The organism is Shouchella lonarensis (genome assembly GCF_900096965.1).
GTDB lineage: Bacteria > Bacillota > Bacilli > Bacillales > Bacillaceae_D > Shouchella > Shouchella lonarensis.
The window spans coordinates 109773-125973 of the sequence record NZ_FMYM01000004.1; the positions used below are offsets into that span (position 1 = coordinate 109773).

General features: G+C 44.4%; 21 protein-coding genes. All 21 read right to left on the bottom strand.

Annotated features, from left to right (window positions below; translation table 11 throughout):
- Positions 1-9: 9 nt before the first annotated feature.
- Positions 10-792 carry a distal tail protein Dit gene (locus tag BLT29_RS05050; protein WP_176763815.1) on the bottom strand — a complete coding sequence of 261 codons (783 nt, stop codon included), beginning with the start codon at positions 790-792 and terminating at the stop codon, positions 10-12.
- A gap of 4 nt (positions 793-796) precedes the next feature.
- Positions 797-3820 (bottom strand): tape measure protein, encoded by a 3024-nt coding sequence (locus BLT29_RS05055; RefSeq protein WP_176763816.1) that lies wholly within the window; start codon positions 3818-3820, stop codon positions 797-799.
- A gap of 1 nt (position 3821) precedes the next feature.
- Positions 3822-4058 carry a hypothetical protein gene (locus BLT29_RS13310; protein WP_176763817.1) on the bottom strand — a complete coding sequence of 79 codons (237 nt, stop codon included), beginning with the start codon at positions 4056-4058 and terminating at the stop codon, positions 3822-3824.
- Between the two features lie 134 nt (positions 4059-4192).
- A complete protein-coding gene (locus tag BLT29_RS05065; RefSeq protein ID WP_090775242.1) occupies positions 4193-4555 on the bottom strand; it encodes a tail assembly chaperone in 363 nt (120 codons plus the stop codon).
- A gap of 74 nt (positions 4556-4629) precedes the next feature.
- Positions 4630-5217 (bottom strand): head fiber protein, encoded by a 588-nt coding sequence (locus BLT29_RS05070; protein WP_090775243.1) that lies wholly within the window; start codon positions 5215-5217, stop codon positions 4630-4632.
- Entirely contained in the window at positions 5214-5792 is a 579-nt protein-coding gene (locus BLT29_RS05075) for a phage major tail protein, TP901-1 family (RefSeq protein WP_090775244.1), read from the bottom strand. The genes BLT29_RS05070 and BLT29_RS05075 overlap by 4 nt, the downstream gene beginning before the upstream one ends.
- Before the next feature lie 17 nt (positions 5793-5809).
- Entirely contained in the window at positions 5810-6190 is a 381-nt protein-coding gene (locus tag BLT29_RS05080) for a gp17 family tail completion protein (RefSeq protein WP_090775245.1), read from the bottom strand.
- Positions 6187-6522, bottom strand: a complete 336-nt coding sequence (locus BLT29_RS05085; RefSeq protein ID WP_090775246.1) for an HK97-gp10 family putative phage morphogenesis protein — start codon at positions 6520-6522, stop codon at positions 6187-6189. The genes BLT29_RS05080 and BLT29_RS05085 overlap by 4 nt, the downstream gene beginning before the upstream one ends.
- A complete protein-coding gene (locus BLT29_RS05090; protein WP_141769853.1) occupies positions 6509-6829 on the bottom strand; it encodes a hypothetical protein in 321 nt (106 codons plus the stop codon). Before BLT29_RS05090 ends, BLT29_RS05085 begins: the two co-directional genes overlap by 14 nt.
- Positions 6817-7152, bottom strand: coding sequence for a phage head-tail connector protein (locus BLT29_RS05095; protein WP_090775248.1), 336 nt, complete (start codon positions 7150-7152; stop codon positions 6817-6819). Before BLT29_RS05095 ends, BLT29_RS05090 begins: the two co-directional genes overlap by 13 nt.
- Positions 7149-8225 (bottom strand): major capsid protein, encoded by a 1077-nt coding sequence (locus BLT29_RS05100; protein WP_090775249.1) that lies wholly within the window; start codon positions 8223-8225, stop codon positions 7149-7151. The genes BLT29_RS05095 and BLT29_RS05100 overlap by 4 nt, the downstream gene beginning before the upstream one ends.
- 2 nt (positions 8226-8227) lie before the next feature.
- On the bottom strand, positions 8228-8560 hold the full coding sequence (locus tag BLT29_RS05105) for a hypothetical protein (RefSeq protein WP_090775250.1): 333 nt from the start codon (positions 8558-8560) through the stop codon (positions 8228-8230).
- A gap of 12 nt (positions 8561-8572) precedes the next feature.
- The gene (locus tag BLT29_RS05110) at positions 8573-9163 is read right to left on the bottom strand and encodes a capsid assembly scaffolding protein Gp46 family protein (RefSeq protein WP_176763818.1); all 591 of its coding nucleotides are present in this window, start codon (positions 9161-9163) and stop codon (positions 8573-8575) included.
- A gap of 87 nt (positions 9164-9250) precedes the next feature.
- Positions 9251-10165, bottom strand: a complete 915-nt coding sequence (locus BLT29_RS05115) for a minor capsid protein (RefSeq protein ID WP_090775252.1) — start codon at positions 10163-10165, stop codon at positions 9251-9253.
- On the bottom strand, positions 10165-11598 hold the full coding sequence (locus tag BLT29_RS05120; RefSeq protein ID WP_090775253.1) for a phage portal protein: 1434 nt from the start codon (positions 11596-11598) through the stop codon (positions 10165-10167). Before BLT29_RS05120 ends, BLT29_RS05115 begins: the two co-directional genes overlap by 1 nt.
- 12 nt (positions 11599-11610) lie before the next feature.
- Positions 11611-12897: a PBSX family phage terminase large subunit gene (locus BLT29_RS05125; RefSeq protein ID WP_090775254.1), complete on the bottom strand. Its 1287-nt coding sequence runs from the start codon at positions 12895-12897 to the stop codon at positions 11611-11613.
- A complete protein-coding gene (locus BLT29_RS05130) occupies positions 12875-13300 on the bottom strand; it encodes a terminase small subunit (protein WP_090775255.1) in 426 nt (141 codons plus the stop codon). Before BLT29_RS05130 ends, BLT29_RS05125 begins: the two co-directional genes overlap by 23 nt.
- Before the next feature lie 287 nt (positions 13301-13587).
- The gene (locus tag BLT29_RS05135) at positions 13588-14136 is read right to left on the bottom strand and encodes a Cthe_2314 family HEPN domain-containing protein (RefSeq protein WP_141769854.1); all 549 of its coding nucleotides are present in this window, start codon (positions 14134-14136) and stop codon (positions 13588-13590) included.
- A 124-nt stretch (positions 14137-14260) separates the two neighbouring features.
- Positions 14261-14821 carry a hypothetical protein gene (locus BLT29_RS05140; protein WP_090775257.1) on the bottom strand — a complete coding sequence of 187 codons (561 nt, stop codon included), beginning with the start codon at positions 14819-14821 and terminating at the stop codon, positions 14261-14263.
- Positions 14822-15077: 256 nt separating this feature from the next.
- Positions 15078-15395, bottom strand: coding sequence for a DNA cytosine methyltransferase (locus tag BLT29_RS13630; protein ID WP_090775258.1), 318 nt, complete (start codon positions 15393-15395; stop codon positions 15078-15080).
- Between the two features lie 3 nt (positions 15396-15398).
- Complete coding sequence (gene dcm / locus BLT29_RS05150; RefSeq protein ID WP_090775259.1) at positions 15399-16124, bottom strand: DNA (cytosine-5-)-methyltransferase; 726 nt, start codon at positions 16122-16124, stop codon at positions 15399-15401.
- Positions 16125-16201 lie beyond the last annotated feature (77 nt).

Genomic DNA, 16201 nt, shown 5'->3' on the forward strand with positions numbered 1-16201 from the left:
CTCCCCTCTTTAGTAATATGTCTCCGTATAGATCATTGTTGTGTTATGGCTAGCCTGTAGTTGATTCATTCCTTGCGTTAGCTGGAACCAATTAGATTCCAGTGATAGGAATGTTAAGCGCGGTGTACCATTTAAAATGATATTTCTCGTCTTATAATCAATCGTTAACACGTCCCCACGTCCAAACACATAATCCAAAACGATCTTTCCACCTGCATCATTTTCAAGTATAAAGCGCTCCGATTCCTCCGTGAATGTGGTACGACTCGTCCAACTTGTCGGTGCATTCCCTTTTACCACGTATTCCCCTAAAGACGTTGTTACTGATATTTCATGCTTGCTTTTGTATTTAGCAGGATCATTACAGATAAAAGTCAATGTACCGATAAGATCATTGCTGCTTTCTTCTTCAAGTTCTCCGTTCTGTAGCGTTGCATAAAAATAAGCATCCTCATCGCTAAAGCGAAGCGGCTTCTTTTGTCCAAGTAACAGTGCATTCAACTGATTTAGTCGGTCTCTAAACCCTTCATTCGTGCCATCCGCCAGCTTAAATTTCACCTGAATTTCTCTGGGCGCATATGTAAAAGCCCCTTCCCGCACACCATGGCAAGAAGGGACTTCTTGTGTTCGTATTCTCTTTTCTATTATATCGCGACCATCTACGGTGAGTGTAATGAAGCTCCCGTGTTGATCGGTCAGTTCCTCGTCTAAATTATGGTCGTTAAAGATGGTTTGTATCGAACCAGAGGTGCGTTTCGCGCTTCCTGCTGTAGTATCCGCAAATCTGTACATGTCGTCACCTCCCTCTCGGTTTTGGTCTATGCATGCCGCGCTGTTGAGACTTCGTGATGTCATCGACAAAAGTTTGGAATTCGTTGTTTCCTATTCTAATCGTGACATAGGCAGGTTGTCTTTGATCGAGACTCAACTCACTGACCACGTTATGTTGTAGCTCAGCAGAGGTCTGTCTATTAATACCGTTTATTTGTCTTGCGATTCCGTCTGGATCAAGGCTTGGTATTGCCGCTTCCCCTAATGTTGCCGCGGATCTCTCAACAAAGTGAGTCATAGATTCCATTCCAATTCCAAGACCTTCACCGACAAACTCACCTATTCCCATCATTACACGAGAAGGTGATCTCACTTGCAAGGCTCGCCGCATTGTGCTTGCAACGTTGTTTGCGATCCGTCTCGCCGTCGCATATACACCTCCGGCTCGTGCATTGAGTCCAGCTTGAAAACCGCTCATCGCATATACACCAGCGCTCATCATTTGTGCGCGAATGCTACGTGCTGCGCTCACCATCAAACGTAAATATTTCCGTAGCGTCGCAAGAGATTTTAGCATCCCCAATGTGACCGCCTGCGTCACTCTCATCATTCCTTGTTTTACCACTGTACTCATCATTGTCACTTGCTGTTTAAAAGTACTAACCATTGCTTTAAGGGACGTCTCAACTTTTCGGCGTGTTTTATCCATCTCTTGCCCCGTGTTTCTGCTCACATTGCCCATGCCACTAGATAAACTATTTGACATTGAATCAAAACTGCTTGAAACGGCACTATCCATCGCACTAGCGTCGGCAGAAACGCCTGATGACATAGACGCAAAATCACTCGTAACATCACCTGTCAACGCTCCCGTATCTCCTGTAATCGCACCTGTCATAGATGAAAAATCGCCTGCAATACCACTTGTCATCGCACTCACATCGCCAGTTGCAGAACCAGCCATGTTACTCATATTTCCCATTACGCCAGACGTCATGGCAGATGCATCTCCTACTACTGATGCGTTCATGTTTGCGGCATCGAGTGTTGCACCTGAGTTCATGTTGCTAAATGCTCCTAACACATTACCACTCATACCATCCATAATGGAGCTTGATTGCCCAGACATCATGTCAAAATTACCCGTAATTCCCGCCGTCATATCATTCACGTTGCTTTGAGCCGATTGACTCATGTCTGCTGTTTTCGCGCCTGTATTTTCTGCCATGCCGTTAATCGACTCTGACGCTTCTGCGGTTGCTTCTTTCGTGCCTAGGCCTAATATATCGAGAAACCCATTCCAAAGCCCTTTTATACCATCGACAATAGGCGCAATCATGTTTCTAAACCACTCAAACTGGTTATACATCCATACCAATCCTGCAACCACCGCGCCGACCACACCTAGAAAGATCAAGAGTGGGATAGATATTGGTGCAAATGCTAGTGTTGAAGTTGTACCAAAAATAGTCGATGCAACGGCTGCGGTCGTCATTGACGCCCTAAAGACAGCCATTACTGCAATAATCCCCCTGTAGACCGCTGTTAGTGCCTTTACAACTCCAGTGACAACGCCCACCACCAAAGCATAGGCTTTAAATGCTGCAACACCCATCAACACAACCGCGGCTAGCTGCATAATCCATTGGTTATTTTGTAATAAAGCAGCCGCCCATTGAAGAAAGGATGCGATTGCTGAAACAACCATCGCAACAAGCGGAACCATCGCCGCTACAGCCACACCCAAGATTGTAATGAAATTCATGAATAGTGGTTGCACGACTGCAAACACCTGTTGAAAAATTGATTGGATACTTGCCCAAATTGTCATGACGTTGTTTCTAAAATCCTCGTTGTTTTGCCAAAGGTTATATATGATCACACCAAGCCCTAAAAGCGCGGCCGATATAATGATAATCGGTATGTTTACTCCCATAAAAGAGGAGCCTAAAAATTTTGTGACCTTTGAAGCTCCTTCGCTAGCAGTCGTTGTAATCGTAAGGGCTTTCTTTAACGCGACCAGGGCAGACCATAACGTATTAACAACTGCAACGGTCGCAATAAACGCGCCAAATGCCCCTACTACAGCAAAGATCATTGGAATCCACGGCTCTATTGCAGCTTTTACGCTCATAAGTTTTTCAACGATTATTGGTATTTGCTCGGCAATCCACGTCAACACACCTTCAAATTGTGATCCAAATCCCGCAACCATGGTGCGCATATCGGGAAGCCCGTTATTCACCAGCATCTCGTCAATAGACTGAATAATATTCATCGTTCCCCGTGTGACAGCGGCTGACATATTGTCAAATACATTGCCCCAACTAGCACCAGCTTCTTTCGCGGCTCCGGCTATCTGCACAACGCCGTTTGTACCTTCCATCATCGCTTCAGTCACAACATCGATAAAATCCTCGGCAGAAATCTTTCCAGCAGATAAATCTTTTGACACGGATTCCACATCTCTATTGGTTGCTTTTGCATACATACCGACCGCATCGATCCCAACGTCAAACAAGCGGTTGAGTTGATCCATATGTACTTTTCCTGTTGTTGTCATCTTGGCCAAAGCGTCCGTTACGTTTGAGAATTGTTCATTTGAACCGTCTCCGTAGAATGCCACGGCATCGCCCCAAGCCTCGACGTAACCAGTCGCTTTGTCTATTTCCACGCCTCGTGTGACAAAGTTTTGCACGCTTTTTGCGGCTACGTCTAAGCCATAACCCGTACCTTTTACGATGCTGTTTGTCTTGTCTAGGGCTTTACTAACTTCTTCTGTATTACCCGTAATTGCTGTCATTGTGCGGTCAAACTGCTCCATTGTGTCGATACGACCAAATGCACTTTGAATCGAATTCTTCACCATTTGAAATCCTTTTGTTGCTAAAGCAACGAGACCAAGCGCCGCCACGAGCTTTCCAACGGTGATGCCTGCACCAGCAGTCGATTTCTCAAACCCTCGGGTCGCTCTCTCTGCTTCTCTAAAACCCTTCGTAAAATCGGAAGTGTTCGCCCGTAGGAATGCTTCAACACTGTATTGTGCCATGCTATCCCTCCCTTCCTTGGTTTGCCATAGATGCGGCCGTTGCCATTCGTGCATAAGTTGGTTTGAGTTTGTGAGACTCCATTTTCTCAAGCTCTCTTAACCGCTTCTTGTAGTCGTAAAATTTATTAAATCTGTCGTAGACAGGACGCGTTTTTCCTCCTGTTTCCTTTGTCGCTCCTGCCTGCACGTGCAACCATGCTTGTAAGTGCATGTCATATTCTTGATCGATGCGCCGCAACTGGTACGCCTTCATCAAGAGTTGATATTCATATAGTGTCAGCGTTTCAACTTGTGCAAGTGACTCAAAGTTTAAGTATCGCAAGCAATTAATGATGATGTCTTCATACGTTTCATCAGATGACTTGTCTAAAATTAGTCGATCTTGGCTGTTTTCTTGAAATGCTTCACCGTGTCCGCCGTGAGGGGCGATGTCTCTAATAACTTTCCCACTTCTTCAAACAGGCCGTCTAACCCATTGTTTTCTTCCGCATAGTCTACGATGGCCTGTTCAATCTCACTTGGGGACGGTTTGTCTTTGCGATGATGCAACGCCGACATAAAGAAATTTTGTAGCACCGTGGGGTTTTTCTGAATGATGTAGCTATAGCCTAAGTTAATGCCAAGCCCAAATTTTATGCCCTTCTGATCCTCAACTGCATAATACTTATCCATTTGGTTTATGAAGCTCATTCCTGCGACGATCTCATAGTCTTTATCTGCAATTTTAAATTTCATGGTGTAATTCCCCCTGTCCTTGGTTCATATAATTGTAAAAGGCGTAGGAGATACCTACGCCAACATGCCGTTTGCTACTTTTCTTCCTTATCATCTCCTGGAGGTCCCGGCGGTCCTGGTGGTCCTGGATCGCCTGTCGGGCCTTTATTTCCGGTTGGACCTTTATCTCCGACCGGCCCTTTGTCTCCCGTCGGACCTTTATCTCCGTTCGGACCCTTATCTCCGTTCGGTCCTTTGTCTCCGGTTGGTCCTTTGTCTCCCGTCGGGCCCTTATCGCCCGTTGGTCCTTTGTCTCCTTGTGGTCCCTTGGCTCCAGACGTTGCAGATGCGGCACGAATAATTGTTGCAGTCTTTCCTTTCGCAACCGCTGCTGTCACATAGCCGATTCCTCCAGACTTCGCTACTACCGCAACCCCGCCTTCTCCAACTTGTACATCACTGCCAGCCGGAATGTCTTCTCCTGCTTCAATTACCCAAGAGGACTGATTACTAATTTCCACGGAAACCTTTGCATCTTTTTTCAAAGATCGCGTTGAATGATAGTCGGGGTTCCCACCTGCTTCTGTTAGCTTCACTGCTGTTTTTCCATCTGTCACCGTTCGTGATAAAAACCGGTGTTTCGGAATGTCTTCTGTCACTAATGCAATAAATCGTGCACTCATGCTCGCACCGCTCCTTCCTCTATTTGTTCTCCTGTTTCATCCACCGCCACCGTATCACTAAACGCATATTTTACCGCTTCCAATTGTGCATCCGTTAAGGTGGCGAAACCAAATTGCGGCTCAAATTCGACTATAAAGTTTGAAGATACCGCCGCTTCATCCTCCGCGCTTGAGCTTGGTTCCCAACTGTCTAACAAACCCTGCGCATATACGGCAGGATATTTTCCATCTTCTCTTTTTAAATCGGGATCGACGGTTACTTCCCAAAGCTCCAACTTTTCTCCCTCGATAGCTGCCTTCTGCAACATGTCAAACACGGGGTCTTTTTTAGATTGGATCGCTTCGATGCTAACCTCTGCTTCCAATTCGCCAACCTTGATCACGGTACCATCCTTTGTCACGATGCGATCAAGTGATCGCGAGTACGAGAATGTATGCTCCGTTTGGAATACAAGTTTCCCTGCCGCCGTGTCGCTTTCAGATAACCGTCGAAACAACAAAATTTTGTTTTTACCCTGCGCCATCTCTCTTCGTAGCTGCTCATCGGTTTTTACCACTGGTTCATGATTGCTCATTTGTCTCTCACTTCCTTTCAGTTGTATCTAAACTCTAATTCCAAGATGTTGTGCCATAATATATCAGATGTTGTATCATCCTTGACCATCTGTCCGCTTGCATTGCGATACATAAAGTAGTAACCGTCACTGTTGCTAATCTGCGCACAAGCACGCTTTAATCGCTCTCCCATATCAGCTATTAACCGCCTATCTTTATACAGCCCGTACACGTGGATGGTTTGTTGAACGGTCCCATACACCCCCGATTTTGTCTGTCCATCCTGATTAAATTGCTCTCCAATGTAAACAAACGGGTACGACGCATCAGGAGGTGCAACATCATAGGTGTTGTATCCCAAACGCAAAGAAGCCTTATATACCGCATCATACAAGGCTTGTCCTGATGTCTTCTTCATTTCATTAGCCGCTTCATGTCAGAGATAAAGCGCCCTTTCTGTTCATGGAAAGCCGGACGTATAAACGGCTTTCCTCGCTGATACCTTGTACCGTACTCAACGTAAGGTGCGTAATGTGCGCCTGCGCTTAAATGTGCCGTAAAACCACGATCTTTTGGATACAGGTTCGTGGATCGTTTCAACTCACCTGTATCAACAGGTACGTTCTTTAGTGCTTTGCGGTGCATTTCTGCCCCATTCATCCTCACAACCGCCTTCACATCATTCAGATTCGCATTTTTCTTTAATTTTCCTCGTAACTCATTCATTCCTCTTAACTCAATTTTTGCCATCGGCCATCCTCTCCAAAAATAGAACCGCTTTATTATATGAAGAAACTCGTCTCACTTTATATTTTTCTCCGTTGACTTCCACCGATGTATAAGGAGTATTATAAGGACGCAAAAGCCGTGCAATGGTGATCACACGGCTTGACTCTCCATATAATTGCTTTGTCCTCTCTACACCCATCGTAGACAAATGGCACGGAACAAATTTTTCCTGTCGTGTAGGAGCTTCACGTTTGCCTGTCTTGGGGTTATATGTTCCTCCCGTTTCGAGCACAAAGTTCAGCCTAGCATTAGATTTCATATCATGCACACCTTTCCTCTTCGTGCACGGTTCACATCTTCATCATCTCTATATTCAGCGATGATGTCTAAGAACGGAACAAATTCATCCTTTAAATCGTAAAACGCAACACTATGCCCTTCCACACTCTCCGTCTTCATTCCCTCGCTACCCAAGCGATGAAAGCGCCGCACCACAACTTCTAAAATGACAAAGTCCAGTGCTGGCGGTACTTCCGGTTTTTTAAGTAATGACATTAAGTGGGCAGTGACATTACTAATGATGAGATCGAGGACGTCATCTTGCAGATCGTCCTTAATTCCTAGCAATATCTTTGCCTTATCCCTTATCATCCTTTAACACCCGTCACGGTAGACGAAGGGTCAATGTCTGGATCAAGTACATTTCCAATAAACACTTGATCAGCTAATGGGAAGGATGGCAATGCTTTAGCCACCGCTTTTGTCCAGCGTGCTACAGGGTCATTCGTACTATATGTCTGTGCAATGATATTTCCAAAGTTCTGGAACACACTGCCCGTCATGTTTCTCATCTCGATCTCTTCTGCGGTCACGCCATAAAATGTTGTCCCCAGTGTGCCGTCCGGCAGAAGCACGAATGAGTTAGACGGAAAAAAGCGCCTGTTCTCATACGTTCCATCATTCTTTTGGACGCGGTACATTCGGTCATCGGTTGCGATGATTGGTAAGTTTTGAAGCTGTAAGAAGTCATTGAGCTTCGTTAAAGATACAAGCCGTCCTGAATCACTGCCGAACATCGCGATACTTACAGTCGGATGACGACGAAGCGCATTAATGACTTGCGTAGATGTGAGTGCGCGTGTTGGTCGTACCCCTGTCCGTTCCGTCACCGAGTTTGCCCAGTCGTCTAGCTGGCGCAATGGGTCCGAATCGGGACTGTTCCACGCTTCATTTTCTTTTAATTGTGCACGTTGATGATCTCCAATCCCATAATCCACTTCACCGTTTACGCCATTGCCACTTAATTGAATCTTACCTGTTCCAATCAGTTCAAGCCGCATCGCTTCAACACGTGTTAACACGGACTGTACCATGTGATCAACGTCGTTATAAATGGTACTAATCACACGGTCAATCTCCGGCTGCCGGTTCGATTGTGCGAGCTTGCTTAATAGCTCTTCTTTCACCTGGATTTTTCGTTTGATCAACGCAAGTTCCATCTCGATTGTTTCTGCACCGTCACGGCTTCCAACTTGTGCTTCCGTGTCGTAAGAATGCACATTTGCCGCCACTGGCGCGTGATTCGCACCCATAATGTACTTGATCTTAAATTCTTCCGTTTTTTCGGGAGGAAACAACGCGTCACCCAACGTTAGTGGATACTGACGTTGTTGCACATATTCCTGTACCCGTGATCCTCCTAAGAGTTCTTCAACTGTTGCCATGCTTACTCACCTCCGTGGTTATATGCTTCAAACTTGATTTCTTTTAATACCGCTTTCGCTTCTGGCGTCACTTCTTCTGGCAATCGATCTTCGTAGACATAACCTTCAACCAAGACCGCTACTGGATAACCGCCATTTGTCAAATCAACATCATTGACAACAATTCCTTCTGCCGTTTCATCATTCGCTGGATAAACGCTCCCCGCTTTCAAGATGATTTTTCCACCTATCTCTTTGCCCATATCTTGTGTCGCCGTTCGGGTTCGACTAATAGAGTGATAGCTTGAAATAAACGACGGGTCATTTTGGTACGTTTGTTTCTTTTTCAAAAACATGCCTCGCCCTCCTTAATTGATCGCCCACGGATTGGGCACATCAAGTTTTTTTGCTTCTTTCTCATTCCGCTCTTTGGCGTAATTGTTGATGCTGTCATCGGTCTTGCTGTAGTTGTCCTCTGGCGTCTCTTGCCGCAATGCCTTTTGTACTTGCTTTTGGACGGCAGCCGCAAACTCGGTTTTGATCTCTGCAATCGTTTGCTTAATCGCTTCGTTGTCTTCGAGCTTGATCAACGCCTTTGAAAATGCAGGTGGTAGTTCTGCTTCTTTCAACTCTTTTTCAATCTCAATCTTGAGATCACGCTCATTCAGCTTTCGTTCTCGCTCTTCCAAGGCCTTCAAGCGTTTTTGTAGCTCTGACTCGGCGCGTTCTTTTTCCGTCATCTTGGCGTATTGCTCTGCATCGCGTTTTGCTGCTGCGACCTTTTCATCTACTTCTTTTTGTTTTGCGGCTTCCCATTCGGACTTTTTCTTCTCTAAGAGCTCATTAAATTTGCGATCACTTTCAGCTTCAATCAGCTTTTGCGTTGTTTCATCAACTTCAACCGCTTCTTCTGCTTTCACTTCAACCTCTTCTGGTTGAGTTTCCTTTGATTCTGGCAATGGTATTCCCTCCTTTTTTGCATGCAAAAAAGCCGCAAACATTCCGTCTGCGACCAGCCTTTTAATGTCGTGCTTAGGACAATTATTTTATAGACCTCTTCTTTCTAAATCGGCTTCATATTCTTCTCTGCTAAAGTATGGCGACGTTGAGCACCTGCAAAACGGATGCATCGGTGCAGCATTTTCACCCGCTTGCATATTTCCCACTTTAAAACGTTTTTTGTCTAACTTCTCGCATATAGGACAGGCGCTCCACTCTGCGACAAATTCGTATTCCTCAAAGCCAAACTCTTGGTAGCTGATTTTCTGTATTTCCGTCTCGACTCGCGCTTTCTCTGTAATGAGTAATCTCTTGGCGGCATAATTACTTACACCAAAACGATCACTTAATTGTGGCGCTAAATCACGGGAGTGAATACCTTGTACAATCGCTTTTTGCAGTAAAGAATCAATCTCTCGCCTCAACGCTTCCTGATTGCCCCATAGACGAGTAGACCACTTTGCAGATAAAAATGATTGGTCGATGATCGCCCTGGTCTTAATATCTAAACCACCAACCGTCATACCCATGATACCCGCCTGACGCTCAAGCTCTGCTCTAGCACCTGCGATTAATTCGTGGCGCATAAACTTCTCCATCTCGTTGCCTGCCGCGACCAGTTCGAGCCAAATGTGCATTTTTAGTAATTCCAGTCGGTTTGTTTTCATGGTGAGATTGTATAGCAACATTTCACGATTAGCTCGGGGAGAAAAGTCTTTATCAGCCACATATCGGCGTGCCTTCCGTCCGTATTCTTCCATGTCTAACGTGGATATGCGCTTCCGCACTTCTTCTTCGCTAATACCTTCCTTGTCAGCATAACTAAAAATAAATGCATTGATCTGACGTTGTATCTCCTGCATGCTGTTTCTGTTAATTTGTTCGAGACGTTGTAATTTCTGTTGCTCGGTCCAAATGATGTTTTTTCGGTGTTCTCGTTCCCTCTTCCGCCAATATGACATTACTCTTCACCTTCGGGCTTCATAAAATCATACGTCCCATCGCTACGAGGGTCTTCTGCTTCAATCTTTTTAATTTCTTCGGCTGGATTTTCTACGCCAGATACAAGTAAAGAGATCAGCGTTTCCTGCGATAACTTGCCGCCTAGACTTGCAAATGTCTTTAATTCTTCGGTGATCGCTCGCGGTAGATTCTCCGTAAAAGTAATAATGATACTGTTCACATCTAAATCCGCTTCTTTGTTTAGTCTTGCGATATTAGCAATCAAACGGTATCTATCCCTCAATGATTTCTTGAATAACCGTTCCTTGATCGCTCTCTTTTGAGACAGCCCGAACAGCTTCATTTTCAACGCCTCTCCAGATTGATTGCCTGAAAAATTGTTGTCTAGTAGGTTTGGAACAGAAGCCACCATGAGGATGTCGTTAAAAATACGCGTTTTATATTGCTCGGTGCCTGCCACATCGTACTGCTTATAAATGTAATTGGCATCTACTGCATTTGCGGAACCTTCCGCGCTATAGGACGGTTTCAGCAAAAGGATATTATGTTGCTTCATATCTTTTGCCTTCTCCACATCGATCTCAACATCTCCAGTGATCTTGAGCATCGCATCGTTCAAATCTTGCATGTAGTTAGCCGTATCGGATTGTGCAGCATCGTATAGATCAATCCCAGATAGCACTTTTTCAAAATCGCCTGTACGAAACTTGTTGTTTTTGTATTCGATGATAGGTACCCCGTCAAAATAATGATCCTCTTCTTTGATCATCATTAGCTCACCAGAAAACTTGTCCTCGCTTTGATATGTGATCACTTTGTTATCCGTGTAAAGATATACGGTATAAACACGCTCATCACTAAAGTTTTTGGTGTAACGTACCGCCGCAATGGGTTGACGCTCCACCGTGTCGTCATAGATGACAAACGTGTTCATCACATCAGATATAGCAAACCTGTTCTCATCTTCTTTATTCCTGTAAAGAATTTCATACGCCCTGCCGTAAATGGATAGGTCAAGAATCAGATCGCTATTGTGCTCATCGGCATCATTGTTTCTGTTAGTGTTCTTCAAGAATTCCTTTTCCCGCTCTTCACCTTCATAAACAGTTTTCAGCGGCACCCCTATCATGTAACCCTGCACAAATTGGGATATATACTCTGCCACGGCGTGCGCTGCTCGGTTGTCGGCAAGGTGATCTTCTTTCCGACGGTGTGCCGACATGATCGTATCATTCTGGCCAAGATAATACCTCTCCAGTGTTTCCAGTCGTGGCACTTGCTTGGTCATATGCTGGAGAATCATATCAGATAGATCACCCACGTGCTTGAGCAACAAGTCGGCGCTCGGATAACGAAATTCTTTGTTTGCGTCCGAATGAAAACGGTTTTTATTCATGTTGTTCCAGTTTTGTAACAACGTTTGTTCTGTCATGCTCACCCTCCTTTACAACCCCAACGACTGCAAGGCTTTATATTGGTCTTGTTGGTCTGCCTTTTTGCCTAGATGGTAGCGCTCCATGCTGTAGCGCAAAGCGTCTAAGATATGATTGTTTGCGTCCACGGGCTCGTTTAGCCATTTGCCCGTCTTGTCTTTCTTGAATGTGTAAGTATTAAACTCTTCTATGGTGCGTGTACAACTTGGGTGGATGTAGATGCGGAATCCTTGTAAGAAACTAATTCCTTGACGGATGCTCCCTGCTCCTTTAATTGATTTATGCAGACGACGTACTCCTTTTGTAACAAGCTCTTTGATCAACCGCGGCTCCGCGCTATCCCCTGTAATATGCGCTTTCAGCAAGTGCTTGTCGGCAAGCATATGGTAAAGGTCTTCCGTGACCATTCCGGCCTCGTAGTGCTCGTCATAAATCCAGATTTCTTTATTGCTTAAATCAACCACCGAACTAACTAGCGTCGTAGGGTCTTGAGAAAATCCGTAGTCCATACCGTGCGTCACTTCTTGTATTGCTTTAATCTTCTGTAGGGTATCAAAGTCAACCACTTGAAAGTTATCAAATACGAGCCCCTCGGATACGCCCCATTCTCCGTCACACACAATCCGCGCACGGGAAGGGTTAGTCCTATATAGGCTTAAATAACGCTTCTTGTCCTGCTCGTCCAGCCACTCGTTGACACGAAACGTCGTTGTAATTGCAAATGTATCATCTTCCCTCGTATCCTCATCGAAAAATATTTTTTTAAGAAAGTGTCCATCGTGCCATGGGTTGAAGCTGATCGTCACTTGCTTGAAAAAGGAAGGATCAGGATGTGCCCCCCTTAGCGACTCGACTACCGTACGAAAGTTTTCTTCGGATTCTAACTCGTAAGCTTCCTCAAGCCACATCCACGTGAGCAAACCGTTTTCAACTGTGATCGATGTAATTTTAAGCGGGTCATCGATTCCCCTTAGCAATATCTTCTGCCCCGTTGGCAGGTAGGTCAATTCCGGCAAACTCTCATTCGTCTTCCATAGATGAGACACATTCTGTTGATAGATCGCCCATTTCAAATCCGTGTAACAAGATTGCTTCAACGTATTTGAGAATCTGCGCATCACCAACGTATTTGCCCACGGATATTTCATCATGCGGTAGATGATGTTCAGGGCAATTGTCTTAGATTTCTTGGAGCCACGGGATCCTTTCACGACTCGATAAAAATTCTTACTATGCCAAAACTGATTGTACCCTCCGCCTATTAGCTTCGAGACACTAATCTTCTTTTGGGACGTCATCGACAAACACCGGAAGTGTCATTTCTATCTGTTTCTTATCTTTCCACATACCGTATCTTTTCCCTAGACTTACCGCCGCGGCTGTTCTTTCCGTCACCGTTGGCGGCACCTGATCCACGGACTGTTTGCCCCTGCCAGTACCGACCAAAGCCGTTCCGCTCGACTCGCCGCGCATGACGGCAGTCAAGTATTGCAATATCTCGTCTTGCTCGGCGATTTCCTGCTTTTTCAATTTGTCTAATCGCTCATCAATGTACGCCTTGATGTGTGGCTTCTGCATATTCTCGCTTCCCGCGGAATACGCTGACTTTGGTTTGTATCCAGCCTTCACGGCAGCCGTTGTGATCTCGCCCAGCTTGATGTACTCATCGGCAAAGCGCCTTTGCTTTTCTGTTAGTTTCATTTCCTTATTCCTCCTTTCGTTGGTAAAACACATAAAAACAGAGCCACACCGTAGTGCAGCCCTGTTTTTATGTGTTACTCGTTACTTGCAAATATCTTTTAAAAAGAAGCATGTACTTAGCAAGAAGTTTAATATTCTCGTCCATGTTACTCTTAAAATCAGTGGTTGTAGTATACTCACCTATACCATAAGAGGTAATGCCTTTAGTTTTAGACTTTTTCATCATCCCTGTTATGTCACCGGGTTTAGAATTGTGAATGATATCGTTTCTGTATCTCTTTAGGTCTTTATAGACTGTTTTTTTTTCGATAATCTTGTAGCACCTTCTCCAATTCAGGTTCCACTTCTTCCAACTTAAAAGAAATCACTCTCTGCAAACCTATGTTCTTTTTCACATCAAAATCATATTTGACTTTTATAACATGGTATAAAAAGTCTACGATCCCTTGAAACTGCGAATAGAAACTATCCGCGTAATGATAAAACCAAAAATGATTTACAAAATGAACATCCTCCGTAAATCGGGGAAAATAATCAGTACTTCTTCCATCTTTACCTGGAGATTGAAACCATGGCTCATCAGGTATTCCTCTGTTGTAGAAAAATACAACTAGTTTATAGGCTACTTCAGTATTAAAAACCCTTCCATTAAATTCTCTATACAAGTTCCCTAACTCTATGTTACGAAACATATCAAAAAAATCTTCCTCGTGCCTATCCCCAATTTCTTCAAACCTTATTTGTTCCCAGGAATCAGCTAACGCTACCCCTAATTTACGAAACTCTTCAGGCGTTGGGTACCTTAAGCCCTGCAAAAGATTGATTCTTTCACTCATGATATCACCCCCTACTAATGATTCTAGCAAAGCTATGCCACTATGTACATCATCAACACACACTACTTTCTCCCTGAGATAAAAACACATAAAAACAGAGCCACACCGTAGTGCAACCCTGTTTTTATGCATTGCGCATACGACACTCTAGTTTTTCGAAGAGTTTTTCAACCTTTTCTCTTTGACTCTTTTGGTCTTCAATAAGCTCTTTTTCTTTTTCACTCACGTTTTCCGGTTCTAATTGCTTTTTCAACAAAATATTTCCTTTCTTTAACTCGTAACATGTTCCAACCCAATCCGTTAGACTTTCCAAAGACTCATCTACTGTATTGCCCACTTTTCCACCGTACCGTAAAACGTACATCTTACGTTCTCTTTTTCTTGCTTCCAAAGACCGCCTAATCTGTACATAACGCTCTTCCATGAGGAAATTAATTGCTTTTTCTTCCCAATGCTTTTTGATTCTTAATCCTTTTTTCTTAGCATTTTCAAATGCTTCCTGTTCTTCTTGATTTAAACTGTCATAATAGTGCTTATGAGCTTCCGGTTTGTCCCAGAATCCATACGGCAGTGTGAAAGGATTCTCTAGTAAATCAATGATATTAAGCTGTATCTCCACAAGGCTACTATACACTTCGTCGTATGTTTCAGCCCGTGTATCAGAAAACCGTTTATGTCGATGCAATATCATCTGCATCCTGTGTATAACTATCCATACATATGCAGTACCGATTAGGATGCCGAACACGGGGCCGAATACGGTACCCTTCAAAAAATTATACATATCACACCGTCCATTTCTTAAAAACCTTACTCTGTTACCTACAGTCTAACAAATTCATAAATTCATGTACATCAATACGCACTATATATGAAAAGCACCTACCACAAACGATAAGTGCCTGCCAATAGCCACAAACACCTTAAATCCAAACAACCCATCACGCCACATACTTTCTCAAAGCAGGCACAATCGCATCAATCACATTCACTGTCACTGCATTACCTGCTTGGAAATATCGCTGCGTTTCAGACACGCCTGCATTTTTAACCGTTTCATGCGCTGCATCAGGAAATCCTTGCAGCCGCCAACATTCCAGCGGTGTGAACCGTCTAATATAGTAATTTGGATAAACGCCAATAGCTACACCGTGATGATCTCGCCTCGTAAGAGTAAACGCTGCTTCGTCGTTATTCTTGAAATGCCTAGTTAGATTGCGTGTCGGAACCCTAGGTGATGCTACGGCTCTTACCTCCATAAGTTATCCCTCCCGTTTTCTTAATTTCTCGATCAAGGCTTGCTTGCTCTTTTCGCTGATGTCATATTCAGACCCGACGTCTTCCTCCAATATGTCCCGTAACCGCGCCGAGCCTTCTTGACCAGTCGGATAATCAAAGTTAAACGTTTTGAGCCCTTCGATCTTTCCAAGCTGTCGCTTGCTCTTGGCTAGTCGGTTAGTTCCCTTCACTAGCCAGGGTTCGTGATCAACTAGATCATCCCGTAAAGCCACAATAAACACACGCTCTCTATGTTGCGGTACACCAAAGTGCTTTGAATTCAGTATCGTGAAATCGACTGTGTAGCCAATGTCATTTAGCGCTAGAATCATTGTTTCCATCGTTTTTCCCCCATCGTGCCCTAACAAACCTTTCACGTTTTCTAACAGCATTGCCTTTGGTCGCTTCTCCTTGGCAATCCTGACAATCTCAAAGAATAGCGTCCCTCTCGTATCTTCAAAACCTAAGCGATTACCTGCGACGGAAAAGGCTTGGCATGGGAATCCGCCGACTAGCAAGTCATGGTCTGGAACGTCTTGCGCATCAATCTTTGTAATGTCTCCGTGCAGGTGCTCATCCCCGTATAGCGCTGTATAAGACTTTCTTGCAAATTTATCTATTTCCGATGCAAAGACACACTTGCCGTTAGCCTTGTCTAACGCTTGCCGGAACCCTCCGATTCCTGCAAAAAGCTCAATGTATGTAAACATAACAACCCGTCCTCCCTTGTCAACGCAAAGCCAGTGCACTAGCTACGTCACTACTCACAAAACGCCTACAGTATTGC

Bases quoted from the DNA above. Each gene is read 5' to 3' on its own strand.
- BLT29_RS05050 (WP_176763815.1), bottom strand. From the start codon at position 792: ATGTACAGATTTGCGGATACTACAGCAGGAAGCGCGAAACGCACCTCT.
- BLT29_RS05055 (WP_176763816.1), bottom strand. From the start codon at position 3,820: ATGGCACAATACAGTGTTGAAGCATTCCTACGGGCGAACACTTCCGAT.
- BLT29_RS05065 (WP_090775242.1), bottom strand. From the start codon at position 4,555: ATGAAATTTAAAATTGCAGATAAAGACTATGAGATCGTCGCAGGAATG.
- BLT29_RS05070 (WP_090775243.1), bottom strand. From the start codon at position 5,217: ATGAGTGCACGATTTATTGCATTAGTGACAGAAGACATTCCGAAACAC.
- BLT29_RS05075 (WP_090775244.1), bottom strand. From the start codon at position 5,792: ATGAGCAATCATGAACCAGTGGTAAAAACCGATGAGCAGCTACGAAGA.
- BLT29_RS05080 (WP_090775245.1), bottom strand. From the start codon at position 6,190: ATGAAGAAGACATCAGGACAAGCCTTGTATGATGCGGTATATAAGGCT.
- BLT29_RS05085 (WP_090775246.1), bottom strand. From the start codon at position 6,522: ATGGCAAAAATTGAGTTAAGAGGAATGAATGAGTTACGAGGAAAATTA.
- BLT29_RS05095 (WP_090775248.1), bottom strand. From the start codon at position 7,152: ATGATAAGGGATAAGGCAAAGATATTGCTAGGAATTAAGGACGATCTG.
- BLT29_RS05100 (WP_090775249.1), bottom strand. From the start codon at position 8,225: ATGGCAACAGTTGAAGAACTCTTAGGAGGATCACGGGTACAGGAATAT.
- BLT29_RS05105 (WP_090775250.1), bottom strand. From the start codon at position 8,560: ATGTTTTTGAAAAAGAAACAAACGTACCAAAATGACCCGTCGTTTATT.
- BLT29_RS05115 (WP_090775252.1), bottom strand. From the start codon at position 10,165: ATGTCATATTGGCGGAAGAGGGAACGAGAACACCGAAAAAACATCATT.
- BLT29_RS05120 (WP_090775253.1), bottom strand. From the start codon at position 11,598: ATGACAGAACAAACGTTGTTACAAAACTGGAACAACATGAATAAAAAC.
- BLT29_RS05125 (WP_090775254.1), bottom strand. From the start codon at position 12,897: ATGACGTCCCAAAAGAAGATTAGTGTCTCGAAGCTAATAGGCGGAGGG.
- BLT29_RS05130 (WP_090775255.1), bottom strand. From the start codon at position 13,300: ATGAAACTAACAGAAAAGCAAAGGCGCTTTGCCGATGAGTACATCAAG.
- BLT29_RS05135 (WP_141769854.1), bottom strand. From the start codon at position 14,136: ATGAGTGAAAGAATCAATCTTTTGCAGGGCTTAAGGTACCCAACGCCT.
- BLT29_RS13630 (WP_090775258.1), bottom strand. From the start codon at position 15,395: ATGGAGGTAAGAGCCGTAGCATCACCTAGGGTTCCGACACGCAATCTA.
- dcm (WP_090775259.1), bottom strand. From the start codon at position 16,124: ATGTTTACATACATTGAGCTTTTTGCAGGAATCGGAGGGTTCCGGCAA.